Annotated in this window: 13 protein-coding genes; 1 reads left to right on the plus strand and 12 read right to left on the minus strand. The window is 71.6% G+C overall.

The window, feature by feature from the left end; genetic code table 11:
* Window positions 1-71: 71 nt before the first annotated feature.
* The 3 genes from ACWGR4_RS03195 to ACWGR4_RS03205 form a co-directional block, all read right to left on the minus strand.
* Window positions 72-242: a DUF5670 family protein gene (locus ACWGR4_RS03195; protein WP_078981957.1), complete on the minus strand. Its 171-nt coding sequence runs from the start codon at window positions 240-242 to the stop codon at window positions 72-74.
* A gap of 146 nt (window positions 243-388) precedes the next feature.
* The gene (locus tag ACWGR4_RS03200) at window positions 389-787 is read right to left on the minus strand and encodes an ATP-binding protein (protein ID WP_452128211.1); all 399 of its coding nucleotides are present in this window, start codon (window positions 785-787) and stop codon (window positions 389-391) included.
* Window positions 788-934: 147 nt separating this feature from the next.
* Entirely contained in the window at window positions 935-1,261 is a 327-nt protein-coding gene (locus ACWGR4_RS03205) for a hypothetical protein (protein WP_452128210.1), read from the minus strand.
* A gap of 142 nt (window positions 1,262-1,403) precedes the next feature.
* Between ACWGR4_RS03205 and ACWGR4_RS03210 the strand changes: the two genes are divergently transcribed.
* Complete coding sequence (locus tag ACWGR4_RS03210) at window positions 1,404-2,186, plus strand: class I SAM-dependent methyltransferase (RefSeq protein ID WP_452128209.1); 783 nt, start codon at window positions 1,404-1,406, stop codon at window positions 2,184-2,186.
* 611 nt (window positions 2,187-2,797) lie between these two features.
* On the opposite strand, the gene ACWGR4_RS03215 is transcribed toward ACWGR4_RS03210, so the two are convergent.
* The 9 genes from ACWGR4_RS03215 to ACWGR4_RS03255 all read right to left on the minus strand — a co-directional run bounded on the left by ACWGR4_RS03215 (window position 2,798) and on the right by ACWGR4_RS03255 (window position 12,640).
* Window positions 2,798-3,520 carry an alpha/beta fold hydrolase gene (locus ACWGR4_RS03215; RefSeq protein ID WP_380006628.1) on the minus strand — a complete coding sequence of 241 codons (723 nt, stop codon included), beginning with the start codon at window positions 3,518-3,520 and terminating at the stop codon, window positions 2,798-2,800.
* Window positions 3,521-3,587: 67 nt separating this feature from the next.
* Window positions 3,588-4,577 (minus strand): alpha/beta hydrolase, encoded by a 990-nt coding sequence (locus ACWGR4_RS03220; protein ID WP_452128208.1) that lies wholly within the window; start codon window positions 4,575-4,577, stop codon window positions 3,588-3,590.
* Between the two features lie 171 nt (window positions 4,578-4,748).
* Window positions 4,749-7,493: a helix-turn-helix transcriptional regulator gene (locus ACWGR4_RS03225; protein WP_452128207.1), complete on the minus strand. Its 2,745-nt coding sequence runs from the start codon at window positions 7,491-7,493 to the stop codon at window positions 4,749-4,751.
* A gap of 218 nt (window positions 7,494-7,711) precedes the next feature.
* Entirely contained in the window at window positions 7,712-8,677 is a 966-nt protein-coding gene (locus ACWGR4_RS03230; RefSeq protein WP_452128206.1) for an AraC-like ligand-binding domain-containing protein, read from the minus strand.
* A 153-nt stretch (window positions 8,678-8,830) separates the two neighbouring features.
* On the minus strand, window positions 8,831-9,724 hold the full coding sequence (locus ACWGR4_RS03235; RefSeq protein WP_452128205.1) for a helix-turn-helix domain-containing protein: 894 nt from the start codon (window positions 9,722-9,724) through the stop codon (window positions 8,831-8,833).
* A gap of 15 nt (window positions 9,725-9,739) precedes the next feature.
* Window positions 9,740-10,594, minus strand: coding sequence for a helix-turn-helix domain-containing protein (locus ACWGR4_RS03240; protein ID WP_452128204.1), 855 nt, complete (start codon window positions 10,592-10,594; stop codon window positions 9,740-9,742).
* 188 nt (window positions 10,595-10,782) lie between these two features.
* Window positions 10,783-11,775, minus strand: a complete 993-nt coding sequence (locus ACWGR4_RS03245; protein WP_452128203.1) for an alpha/beta hydrolase — start codon at window positions 11,773-11,775, stop codon at window positions 10,783-10,785.
* A 214-nt stretch (window positions 11,776-11,989) separates the two neighbouring features.
* Window positions 11,990-12,196: a hypothetical protein gene (locus ACWGR4_RS03250; protein WP_452128202.1), complete on the minus strand. Its 207-nt coding sequence runs from the start codon at window positions 12,194-12,196 to the stop codon at window positions 11,990-11,992.
* Window positions 12,197-12,250: 54 nt separating this feature from the next.
* Window positions 12,251-12,640 carry a hypothetical protein gene (locus tag ACWGR4_RS03255; protein WP_452128201.1) on the minus strand — a complete coding sequence of 130 codons (390 nt, stop codon included), beginning with the start codon at window positions 12,638-12,640 and terminating at the stop codon, window positions 12,251-12,253.
* Between the last annotated feature and the right edge of the window lie 13 nt (window positions 12,641-12,653).

The following is a 12,653-nucleotide window of genomic DNA, read 5'->3' on the forward strand; positions in this document are numbered from 1 at the left end:
CCGATAAATCGGGGTCGACCCACACCCCACCCTGTCGGTGACATGGTGGGAAACTGTGTCGTTGTCGGGATTTACCAGCGGTACCATCGGCCACGCCGGCCGCCGGTGCCCGCGGAGCGGAATATGAAGCCCAGGGCCCAAACGACCAGGACGATGACGGCTATCCACCACAGGGCCTGGAGTGCGAAGCCGGCACCGAAAAGGATCAGGGCGAGAAGCAGGACGACCAAAAGGGGAATCATTGTTTTTACCTCCGCCCCACGTCTGCCCCGCCCGAGAGGGCGCATTCCCTGGAATCGGTGCGTTTCGCGCGGTCTTTCCCGGAAAGGATCGGCCGTTCGCTCCGCCTCGTCGGCCCGGTGGTCGGGCGGGTCGGTGCCGCAGGGCGTCAGGTGCGGATGTCGGCATGGATGCTCTTGCCGTGCGGGTGGTGTTCGACGGTCCACCCGGGGGCGAGGGCGTCGAGGACGCGCAGCCCGTGCCCGCCGCCGGGGCCGGGGGCACGGCGGACGGGCGGTTGAGGGGACGTGTCGGTGACGGTCAGGCGTACGCCGTGGGGGACGGGCGTCAGGGTGAGCACGGCGCCGGCGTCGGTGTGGCGCAGGGCGTTGCCCACGAGTTCGGAGGTCACCCACACGGCGGTGTGGACGCGTTCGTGGGCCCAGCCCCAGTCGGTGAGGGTGTCGCGGACCGCGTGACGGATCGGGCGTAAGGCGCCCGGTTCGGGCGGCACGTTCCAACGGATCGTCTCGCGAAGGTGGGGTGATGCGGGTGGTTCGTCGACCATGTCGATCTCCGGCGGTGGCCTCGGAGTGGAGGGACGGAGCATCCCTGCCCACAATCGACGATCCCAACTGCCCGGGACGGACGGCCTCCATCCCCTTCGTCGGCCGCCGCCGTGTCGCCGGGCCCCTGCGGGGTCCGTCGCCGCGTGTCACGGCAGGGAGGCGCCCTCGTATGCGCACAGCACCGCGCGTACGGACCGCCTCGCGGCGCATCCGCCCCGGTGCCCGCGCAGCAGGTTCCACGCGAAGCAGATCACCATCGCGCCGACGACGACGCCCAGGACCGCGACGGCCATCATCGGACTGTAGGCGACCGAGGTCATCACGCACGCGATGGCGATCGTCACGAGACCCCACCCGCCGGCCCGCAGCACCGCCCACCACCCGACACTCCCGGGATGCCGGTCCCGCTGTCCGGCGAAGACGTGCCGCCCGGTGGCGCACAGTGTGTTGTCGACCCTGTCGAGCTGCGTCATGGCCGCTCCCCCTCGCGAGTGCCCACTGGTACGACCGAGTATCGGCGTGCCCTCCGCCCCGGGACACACCGCCACGATCCTGTTACGTGCTGTCACATGATTGTGACGAGCGCACCGGACGGTACCTGGCAGGATGCCGGGCATGACGGGAGCCGAGGAGCGGGAAGAATTTCGTCGGGCGCGCTCGTTCGGGGCCGCGGCGGACGCCTACGAGCGTGGCCGCCCGCCCTACCCGCCGGAGGCGGTGGCCTGGCTGGTGCCCCAGGACGCGCGAACCGTTGTCGACGTCGGTGCGGGTACGGGCAAGCTGACCCGGGCGCTGCGGGCCGCGGGCCGGGAGGTCGTCGCGGTGGAGCCCTCCGCCGGGATGCGCGAGCGGTTCTCGCACGTGCTTCCCGACGTGCGGGTCCTGGACGGGACCGGGGAATCGATCCCGCTTCCGGATTCGAGCGTGGACGCCCTGGTCTGTGCGCAAGCCTGGCACTGGGTGAACCCGGAGCAAGCCGTCCCGGAAGCCGCCCGGGTGCTGCGCCCGGGCGGGCGACTGGGCCTGGTGTGGAACTTCCGTGACGTGTCGGTGCCTTGGGTGGCGGAACTCGACCGCATCCTGCGTGACTGCGCGGCGGCACCGACGAATGCCCGGCAAGTGGAGGACGTGGGCGCGCCGTTCGGCCCCGTCGAGCGGCAGGACTTGCGCTGGAGTCAGCCGCTGTCGGCCGCGGAGATCGTGGACATGGTCGCCTCCCGCAGCTACGTGATCATGCTGGAGCCCGCAGCGCGGGAGGAGTTGCTGTCACGGGTCCGCGCGTTGCTCGACGTGGAGCGCCCGACGCAGATGCCCTATACGACCGAGTGCTATCGAGCCGACCTCCGCAACGACGGCAACCGCGACCGGGATACGTCCTCACCACCACCGTCCACGTGAGCGACCCGGGCCATCGGGATGGATCAAGGCAGCCGGAATCGAGGCGGTGGACTCGGTGGTCCTCTCGAATCTGACCGTCTCGGGAAAGGCGACCCTCAAGGGCGACGCGGACGTCTGGGGACACCTGACCAAGGGCTCCTGACGATCGCAAGCCCTGGCGCGTGGACGGTTACCGAGCGGGGTCCCGGACCGGAGTCGTCCGGCCCGGGACGACACGGTCGTCAGTGCTCGCCGCTCCTGGTGAGGGGGAGGCCGGCGAGGATACGTTCGCGGAGGAGGGCGCCGCGGACGCCGATGTCGGCGAAGTCGTCGGGTTCCGGTGTACCGGTGACGAGGAACTCGGGGACCAGGAGGTCGGCGGACGATCAGTGCCGCGTCGCCGGCGTCGATGTCGACCACGGCACCGTCGACGGTCAGGTCGCCGTCGATGATGTAACCGGTCGCGGCGTCGGGCGCACCCTTTGCCCACGGCGTGCGTTCGTGTTGGTCCAGGGGAAGCTCCCCGGTCACCGTGGCGGGGCCCGAGATGCGCCGAACCGTGGTGCCCGATTCCGACAGCCGCGCGGGGGTGCTCACCATGTGACGAGTGCCCCCGCGCGGTCGTCGCCTCGTCAGCCGGCCGCGCGTACCGCGTCGCGGATCAGCTCGGCGACCTCCTTGGGCCGGGACACGGCCACGGCGTGCGAGGCGCCCTCGATCTCGACGATCGTCGCCCCGGCCCGCTCGGCTCCGAAGCGCTCGACCTCGGGGTTGATCGCCTGGTCCGCGCCGGCCACGAGCGCCCAGGAAGGCTTGGTCTTCCACGCTGCGGCCGAGGCCGTCTCCGTGAACGCCGAGGTGGCCAGCGGACGCTGCGCCACCGCGAGGACCCTGGTGGCGGCGGCCGGGACGTCGGCGGCGAAGATGTCCGGGAACGCCTCGGCCTTGATGGTGACTTCGACGGCGGGCTCCGCCCCGTCCGTGGGGTACGTCGCCTCCTTCAGGTTCTCGACGAGCGGCGACAGGGGGAAGCGGCCCTGCAACTCGCCCAGGCTCTCGCCCTCTTCGGTGACGTAGGCCGCTACGTACACCAGCCCGACGACGTTGTCCGCAACGCCGGCCACGGAGATGATCGCACCGCCGTAGGAGTGGCCGACGAGCACCACCGGACCGTCGACCTGGGCAACCACGGACGCGATGTACGCGGCGTCCGACGCCAGGCCGCGCAGCGGGTTCGGTGGCGCGAGTACGGGGATGCCGTGGTTCTGCAGTTCCGCGATGACCCCGGTCCAACTGGCGGCGTCCGCGAAGGCCCCGTGCACGAGCACGGCTGTGGGGGTGGGATTCGTGGTCATGTTCGGGTTGTTCTCCCTGTTGTCGGGGGTTGGCGGAGGTTGTCGGAGGTCGACGTCGAGCGCGGTGTCAGCCGCTGTGCAGCGCGGTGAGCAGGGTGCCGGCGGCCAGCGTGATGGCGGCCTGGGCGGCGTGCGTCTCGCGGAGGGCGTTGAGCATGACGAAGTCGTGGATGATGCCCTGGAAGCGGACGGCGGTGACGGGGACGCCGGCTTCGCGCAGCTTGTTCGCGTACGCCTCGCCCTCGTCGCGCAGCACGTCGGCCTCGCCGGTGATGACCAGGGCCGGCGGCAGGCCGGTGAGCTGGTCGACGGTCGCCCGCAGCGGGGACGCGGTGATCTGCGCGCGCTGCGCGGGATCGGTCGTGTACTGGTCCCAGAACCACTGCATGCCGTCGCGGCGCAGGAAGTAGCCCTCGGCGAACTGGTGATACGACGGGGTGTCGAAGTTCGCGTCGGTGACCGGGTAGAACAGCACCTGCTGCACGAGCGGGACGTCGCCGCGTTCCTTGGCCATCAGGGTCAGCGCGGCGGTCATGTTGCCGCCGACGGAGTCGCCGGCGACGGCCAGTCGCGAGCCGTCCAGGTCCTTGGCCGCGCCCTGCCGCACGATCCACTGCGCGACCGCGTAGTTCTGTTCGATGGCGACCGGGTAGCGGGCCTCGGGGGAGAGGTCGTATTCGGGGAAGACCACGGCGGCGTTCGCGCCGACGGCGAGTTCGCGCACCAGGCGGTCGTGGGTGTGGGCGTTGCCGAACACCCAGCCCGCGCCGTGGATGTAGAGGATCACCGGCAGAATCCCCTGCACGCCGGCGGGGCGCACGATGCGGGCGCGGACGCTGCCCGTCGGGCCGCCGGAGACGGTGATCCATTCCTCGTCGATCCGCGGCTTGTCGATCTCGCCGGACTGCACCTCGTCGACGGTCTTTCGCCCCTCGGCGGGCGGCAGGTCGAACAGGTAGGGCGGATTGGCGGTCGCTTCGGCGAACGCGGCGGCGGCCGGCTCCAGCACCGGCCGTACCGGCAGTACCGGTTGCACCGGCTCCACAACGTCGGACATGCGAATCTCCTGAGTTCCATGTGAGGTTCCGACCCCTCCGGACCAGACACGGAGATCTGCGGGGCCGTCGATCCTCACGCTAGAACCGCGAAGACGCCGGAGATTGACCGTCCGTGCACCGGGTTTGACCTCACAACGCATGCAAACGGCGGGCGGTGGTGCGCCGGTGCTTCAGGCGTCGCTTCCCAGCGCCCGGCCGATGGCCGCCCGGGAGGTGATCCCGAGCTTGGGGAAAATCCGGTACAGGTGAGCCGAGACCGTGCGCGGCGAGAGTTGCAGCCGCTGTCCGATGTCCTTGTTGGACAGTCCTTGCGCAGCGAGTCGTGCGATGCGCAGTTCCTGCGCGCTCAATGGGTTGTTCGAGTCCCGGACCGCGCCGACCGGGTCGCCGGCGGCGCGCAGTTCCTGTTCGGCCAGTCCCCGCCACGAGTCGGCGCGGAGCCGACGGAACGTGTGATGGGCCTCGCGCAGCACGTCCCGGGCCTCGGCGCGATGCCGACGACGCAGCCACGAGCCGTGCGCGAGCCGCAGACGCGCCATGTCGAATACCCACTGCGCGGCGCCGGGCACCGCATACGCGTCCCGAAAGCGCGCGTCCGCGACCTCTTCCGGCGCGGTCGACGCGGCGGCCGCGGCGAGCAGGAAGGCGTGGTGGTCGGAGATCTTCTCCATCCGGGCGGCTTCGCCGGCCGCCACGTGCGCACGCGCCTCCGCGAGCCGGCCGGTACGTACCGCCGCCTCGACGAAGTCGAAGAAGACGAGATGGAACCACGGCATGCCGCGCGGCAGCACACCCGGCTCGGTGAGTTCGGTCAGATGCGCATACGCCTCCTCGTACCGGCCGTGACCCAACGCGGCCAGACCGCGGAGCCGGGTGAGGTTGTCCAGGACGAAGCGCATCCGCGCGGTCGCCGCGACGGGCCGGATCCACCGGTCGACCTCGCGCAGCTCCGCCTCGGCGCCTCGACCCGCGAGGAAATGCGCGTAGTAGAAGCGGAACAACAAGGCGTTGTTGCGATAGCCGACGTCGTCGGCGGCCTCCGCCTCCCGCAGGCACAGCACGGCCGTGTCCCAGTTTCCGCGCAGGAAGTCCTGATAGCGCTCGGCCTTCGCGAGCGAGCCCTGGGTGGCGTAGCCGTGCCGACCGGTGAACCGACGCCGCAGGTCCGCGTCGGCGGCGTCGACCGCCGACGCCGTCCACAGGGCGAGCCAGCCGTCCCCCGCCGCCTGCTCGTCGCTCATGTCCGTCAGCAGCTTCCGCAGTTCCTCGGCCACGCCGTGCGCGGTACGGGGCGGGTCCACCCACGCGCGGTAGCACAGCCGACCCAGGGGCGACGCCATCGCGAGCCGGCGGTCGAGGGCGTCCCAGCCCCGCGGGTCGTTCGTGAGGGACGTGGCGAGCAGCAGCTTGAAATACACCTGCTCGGCCAGGCCCCCGAACGAGTCCGCGCCCGGTTGCGCCAACGCCCGCAGGACCTCGGGCAGCAGCGTGAACGACGACTCGAAGTCGATGCGGTGACTTTGATCGACGTACACCACCGCGTAGCCGAACAGCGGGGCGATGTCGGCGGGGACCGGTCCTTGCTTCAGCTCGTCGACGAGCTGCGCCGTGTGGCACAGTCGGCCTCCGCGCGCGGCCATGACGGCGGCCCACGTCAATCGTCGGGCCCGCCGGTCGGGAGCCAGGCTCAGTGCGGCGGCGCGGTCCAGGAGCAGCGCGCCTTCTGCGTCTCCACCTCGGCGCGCGAGCCGGCGACCGGCGTCTTCGAGGCGCGCGGCCAGGTCCTCGTCCGGGAGAAGTGCCGCGGCGGCCTCGTGCACCAGGCGCCGCGGATCGTCGGGCAGCAGGGTTTCGGCGATTGTCCGGTGTGCCGCACGCAGGTCGTGCCCCGGGGCGGCGGCGATCACCGCACTGCGCACCAGCGGGTGGCGGAAGACCAGCGCCTTCGACGCGTCGAGTCGGGCCAGACCGCTCGCCTCGATGTGCGCGAGCGTGCGTTCCGCGTCGTCGCCCGAGACGGCGCGCAGCCATGCGCCGGTGTTGCCTGCCGCGGTGCCGCCGCACAGCGCGCTGAGCAGCAGGACACGGAGGGCATCGGGCGGCAGCGAGTTGATCCGGCCGGCGAACAGGCGTTCCAGGCGTCGGCCGAGGGGCAACATCTCGGGCATCGGAAGGAGCCCCTTGACGTGGCCCTCCTCGAGCTGGAGCGGCAGTTCGACCACGGCGAGCGGATTGCCGTCGGCGGCGTCCAGCACCCGGTTCGCCGCCGTGGCGACCATGGCCGGGTAGCGTCGCCGCAACAGCTCTCCCGCGTCCGCGTGGGCCAGCGTGCCCACCTCGACGGGGTCGGCCGGCCAACCGTCGTGCGCGTCGGCGTCCGCGTCCGCCTCGGGACGCACGGCGCCCACGATGAGCACCGGCAGGTCGGTGATGCGCCGACGCAGGAACGCGAACACCGTCGCGCTGGACGCGTCCACCCACTGCAGGTCGTCGAGCAGGAGGACGAGCGGGCCCGAACGAGCGGCGTCGGCGAGCATCCGCAGGGCCGCCGCGCCCACCGCGAAACCGCCGGGCGGCATGCCTTCGCGCAGTCCCAGCGCCCGGTACAGGGCGTCGGCGTGCTCCGGTACGTCGTCGCCGCCGTCGAGGAGAGGCCACAGGACCTGGTGCAGTGCCCCGAAGGCCAGTCCCTGTTCCGCCTCGGAACCGACGGCACGCAACACGGTGAAGCCGATCTGCCGGGCCTGGGTCTCCACCCACGCGAGCAGGGCGGTCTTGCCGATGCCGGCGTCTCCGCGCAGCAGGACCCCGGTGCCTCTCCGGTCGACCCGGACGTCGTGCAGACTCCGGGCGAGCAGCGCCTTCTCGCGCTCGCGACCCACGAGGTCGTGGGCGCTTCGCTCCCGGCCGTCCACTGCCCGTCTCCCTCTGGTCGTTTCGTGCTCTGGGGGCATCGGCAGCCGGCATCCGGTTGGGACGGCACCGAAGCTCCGCACGAGCATCGGAGGATTCCCCAACCCCAACCGCTCCGTCGCCGGTCCACTGTAGTACCCCGCTCCACTGGAGTACCTCGCCCCACTGGATCGGCTCGACCCGACCTCGAGAACGTGTGCGTCCCGTCCGTGTCGCGGAGCTACCCCGTCGCGAGCGGCCGGGCGCGGCGCGTCCCGAACGGCGTGCCGTGCACGGCCGCGAACGCCTTCGTGAAGTGCGCCGTGTCGGCGAACCCCCAGCGACGCGCCACCTCGGTGAGTCGCGGGTGCATGGCGGCACGCCGGTCGAGCTCGCGGACGCACGCGTCGACACGCCGCTGCTGGATGATCCGGCCGAGCGCGGCCCCGTGCCCGTCGAAGAGTCGGTGCAGGTGGTCCACCGTGATGCGCTGCTGTGCCGCGATGGCTTCCGGGGACAGCCCGGGGTCGCCGAGGTGGGTGTCGATGTAGCCGAGGACCTGGTCGACGAGGTGTACCCGCGAGAGCGCGGCATCGGTTCGTGCGCCGTCGGCCCGGCACCCCTCTTCGAGAACGGTCGCCAGCAGGTCCGCGGTGTGGCCGGCGAGACGCTCGCCGATCCCGGCGGAGACCTGGGCGCAGACGTCGGCGAGCCGTGCGACGAAGTCGACGAAGATCCCGCCGACACCGGATCCGGGCGCGAGCACCCGACCCGTCGCATCTTCCAACGCTCCGCCGAGCCGGGCGACGACCTCGTGCGGCAACCGCACGAGGTTCATCGTGAAGTCGTCGAACTGGCGGACGGCGAAGGGACGGCGCATGTCGACGAGGGCGGCCTGACCGCCCCTGAGCACGGTGTCACGGCCGTCCTGCGCGATCGACGCGACGCCCTGACGTTGGAGGGCGACGGTCACCGCCCCGAGTGGGTGACGGTGCGTCATTCGGGTGCTGCGGCCGAACCCCAGGCCGCTCGACGCGACCGTGAGGACGCGTGCGTATCCGATCCGGGTGCCGGTGAATACGGCTCCGACCCGACGCCCGCGCGGAACCGTGACCCCGACCGGCCCGAGGGATCGGCGAAACGCGGCTTCGAGGCGCTCACGTGCGTTGTGTTCGTCGTCGAACGTGGCTTCCAGCAGGATGTTCACACCGCCTCCTCACCAGGCCGCGATCGTTCGGGGTGCGCCCGTCGCGTACGCACGGGCGCGTTGGATCTCGGGCACCAGGTTACGGTCGTACCTGCCGCGGGCCGGCGGCCGACGTGGCATTTCGCCGACCTGGACCCGGGCCCATGGCCGTCGTCAGGATTGTCGACGGGCGGGGAGCGCCGGATGCGGCCCCTGCCCCCGGTCGCGCCACTCCGTCGGAGAAACGCCGTACGTCGCGCGGAAGGCCCGGCTGAAGTGGGCCGGGCTGACGAAGCCCCAGCGTTGCGCGACCGCCGCCACGGTGGGGCTGGTGCGTCCGCGCCTGGCCAGCTCGCGAGCGCACTCCTCGAGACGGCGGCGCTGGATCAGCCTGCCCACGGTGGTGTCCTCGGACTCGAACACCCGGTGCAGGTAGCGCGGCGAGATGCGCTGCGCTCGCGCGACGCGTTCCGGCGTGAGGTCGGGATCGCCGAGGTTCGCGTCGATGTACTCCCGTATACGAAGCGTGAGTTCGCCCGACACCGAGGACGGCGCGGGCGTCGCCGACGGGGCCAGCTCGGTGATCAGACTCGCCAGTAGCTCCGTGACGTTGCCCGCCACTCTTTCGCCCACCGCCGGTGCGAAGGGATCCGGCGAACACGCCAGCGAGGTCAGCACGGCCTTGACCACGGCGGAGACCCCGGTGCCCGGGACGATGGCCTGCGCGGTGACGGCACGCAGGTCACGGTCGGCGATGGCCACGGCCCGGCGAGGCACACGGAACGCGTGCACGCGCACGTGGCTCTCGGGTTCGAGGGTGAACGTCCTGTCCGTGTCGACGACGAAGAGTTCGCCCGGGCGCACGAGCGATCCGTGTCCGTCCTGGACCACCCGGGAGGTGCCGAGATCCTGGAGCCCGACGCCGACGTATGGGTCGGCACGGTCCGCGAAGCGCGTGCGAACCGTATGCGGTGCGCCCGGGTCCGCCTCGATCGTCGCGACCCGGAGGTAGCCGAGTCTGTTCGTGCGGACCACACGTGGCAACGACGCCTGATCGGTGATGCTCACCTGTCGCTCCCTACCTCAGCCCTGGTGCCCTGTGGTGCGCGACTCGCGCCAGTCCCGGGGCGAGACACCGAAGGCGGCGCGAAAGGCCCGGCTGAAATGCGCCGGGTTGGCGAAACCCCAGCGCTGGGCCACGGTGGCGACCTTCACGGAGTTCCGGCCGGTACGCCCGAGTTCCCGACGGCACTCGTGCAGACGACGCCGTTGGATCCAGCGGGCGAGGGTGACGCCTTCCCCCTCGAAGAGCTTGTGCAGATAGCGGACGGACACGTAGTGCGCCGCCGCGATGCTCTCGGGGCTCAGCTCCGGGTCGCCGAGGTGGCAGTTGACGTACCAGCGGATGTCGGCCATCAGCTCGTCGGCACGAGCCGGCCGCGGGTTCTCGGCGAGTTCCGCGATCAGCGTCGAGACGAGGTCCGCCACGTGATGGCTCATCCGGTCGAGCGGTACGACGTCGGACCCCGAGGTTCGGCACAGGGACACCACGGCCGACGAGACGAGGGCGGCGGTGCCACGCTCGGCGTCGAGGACACGGCCGGTCGCTCGCCGAATGGCCGGGTCCGGCTCGGTCAGCAGTGCCCGGGCGAACGCCACGAGTGCCAGTTCGCAGGCTCCGACGGAGGCGAACGTCGATGGGCACCGGCCGTCGACGACGAGGAGGGTGCCCGTCGAGACAACGTCGTCGCCGTCGTCGGTGGTCACGGCGAGCGATCCGGAGATCGGGATCGCGACCACGATCGTGTCCGCGTTCGCCTCACCCCCGAGATCGGGGAGTCCGTCCCCGTCGAGGAGGCATACCGTGCGGGCCCGCAGTCCGGGGCGGTTGGCCGACGGCCCGGATGTCGCCTCGGCCCGCGAGGGTTCCGTCACCATGACAGGCCGCATCGTCACTCCGCCCACGTCGCCGTCGTACGGCGCTGGACCGGCCGCTCGATGATCGTGACGCGGCGTCCACGGGTGGCGTTAGGTCAACTGACTCACGCGCGAGGTCGGGTCGACCGACCTACGCCCGACGTCGCGTCGACCGGCTCCCGAGCGGGCCGATTCCGTCGTCGGGTCGGTCAACCGCGCCAGGCGTGCAAGGCGACGTGCAGCGTGTCGACGACCTGGACGCGCGCCGCCCGGGAGGCGTGGCTGTCGCGCAGCGCGTCGAGGGCGACGAAGGCGTGAATCGTCCCGTGATAGCGCAGCGAGACCACGGGGACACCGGCGGTTCGCAGCCTGGCGGCGTACGCTTCCCCCTCGTCGCGCAGGACGTCGGCCTCCGCGACCAGGATCAGTGCGGGAGGCAGGCCCGCCAGTTCGTCGACACCGGCGCGCAGCGGCGACACGGTGCTCTCGTCGCGGAGCCCGGCATCGGGGACGTAGCCGTCCACGAACTCGGCATACCAGGACGTCGAGGCCGAGGCCGAGGCATCGGTGGTCGGGCAGATCAGCACCTGCTGGAGCAGCGGCGGACCGCCGTGGCGCCGGGTGGCCAGGGTCAGGCCGGCCACCAGGTTCGCCCCGGTGGACACGCCGACGGCGGCGACGCGACGCGGGTCGAGTCCCGCGTCCGCGCCGTGTTCGAAGAGCCACGAGGCGATCGTGTGGAGACGCTCCACCGCGGCGGGGTGGCGCTTGCCGTGGGGGTGCGGCGGGTCGAGGACGACGACCGCGGCATCCGCGCCGAGCACGAGGTCGCGCTCGAACGCCCGCTGCGGGGGAGCGTCGGTCCGTGTCCGGGACGGGCCGGGTACATACAGGATCACCGGCAGTGGCTCGTCGGCATCGACGGGGCGCAGGACGCGGACGACCTGACGATCGTCACACGCGACGGGCACCGTCAGCGTCGCCTCCTCGACGTCGGGGTCCGCGGCGTGGATGCCGGACGTGAGGCCGGACGTGATGCCCGACGTCTTCGAGTACCGTCCCGGGAGGCCATCGTCGGGCCGCGCGGTCGAGCGCCCGCCGTCCTCCCCGGTCGAGGCCACGCGCCGGTGCTCGTCCACGAACGCGCGCACCAAGGGTTCGAGCACGACCGGTTCCCGTCCGGGGTGGGGTTCGTGGTCCACGGAGACTCCTGCTTCGGCATGCCCTCGGCCTCTCGACCGACGGGCGCGGCTTCCGATCCCCACCTTACGGAGCGGACCCGATGCGGAGGCCGCCCCTCCGGGGGAACACGTGCCGCTCCGTGCACAGATTCCTCCACCGACCACAGGCCGGCCCCGACGAGCGCCGCCCGCAAACCCACGGTGGGCCGCGACCGGCGCCCGGGGCGCGGGACGGTTACTCGGCCATGCACGCCCTCCACTGACCGCGGGCGAAGGCCTCGCCGCCGGACCAGTAGTTGTTGTTCCAGTCGATGGTGCACCGCTCGAGCTTGGAGTGCGCGTAGGGCGGGTTCGCGTGTGCCGCAGAGCCGACGGTCAGTACGAGCACCGGGGCCAGGACGGCCGCGCCGGCGATCGCGGTGGCGATGCGACGAATCTTCATGGGATCAACTCGCTTTTCCGGTAGAAGAATTGGTGCGGCGGTGCGGTGGTGCGGCTACGGTCGGACCTGGGTGAGCAGGCTCGGGTCGATGGTGATCGGTTTGTCGGGACGGAGATCACCGGGACGGACGAGGTACGTCTGGCGCTTTGCATCGCAGGCCGAGTAGCTCCGCTCGGCGTGCAGCATGGAGTCGATGTGGCTGTGGCCGGTGGTGATCCAGGAGTAGTAGGCGGTGGTGTACACGACATCGCACCGGTAGGCGGCGGCGACGTTGGGGTCGGTGCCGGCCGGAGCCTCGACGGCGGCGGAGGCCGACGCGGCGCCCACGCCCAGCGTGCCGAGGGAGAGTGCGCCGATCGCGACCAGGCGAACCAGTCCGGCGCGACCCCTGGATCCGGGCGCCGGCCCGGTTCGTTCGCGGAGAATCGTTACGCTGCGTCTCATCTGCGTGTTCGTC

It is taken from the genome of Embleya sp. NPDC055664, assembly GCF_053618075.1.

Bases quoted from the DNA above. Each gene is read 5' to 3' on its own strand.
- ACWGR4_RS03195 (WP_078981957.1), bottom strand. From the start codon at position 242: ATGATTCCCCTTTTGGTCGTCCTGCTTCTCGCCCTGATCCTTTTCGGT.
- ACWGR4_RS03205 (WP_452128210.1), bottom strand. From the start codon at position 1,261: ATGACGCAGCTCGACAGGGTCGACAACACACTGTGCGCCACCGGGCGG.
- ACWGR4_RS03240 (WP_452128204.1), bottom strand. From the start codon at position 10,594: ATGGTGACGGAACCCTCGCGGGCCGAGGCGACATCCGGGCCGTCGGCC.
- ACWGR4_RS03215 (WP_380006628.1), bottom strand. From the start codon at position 3,520: ATGACCACGAATCCCACCCCCACAGCCGTGCTCGTGCACGGGGCCTTC.
- ACWGR4_RS03200 (WP_452128211.1), bottom strand. From the start codon at position 787: ATGGTCGACGAACCACCCGCATCACCCCACCTTCGCGAGACGATCCGT.
- ACWGR4_RS03210 (WP_452128209.1), top strand. From the start codon at position 1,404: ATGACGGGAGCCGAGGAGCGGGAAGAATTTCGTCGGGCGCGCTCGTTC.
- ACWGR4_RS03220 (WP_452128208.1), bottom strand. From the start codon at position 4,577: ATGTCCGACGTTGTGGAGCCGGTGCAACCGGTACTGCCGGTACGGCCG.
- ACWGR4_RS03255 (WP_452128201.1), bottom strand. From the start codon at position 12,640: ATGAGACGCAGCGTAACGATTCTCCGCGAACGAACCGGGCCGGCGCCC.
- ACWGR4_RS03250 (WP_452128202.1), bottom strand. From the start codon at position 12,196: ATGAAGATTCGTCGCATCGCCACCGCGATCGCCGGCGCGGCCGTCCTG.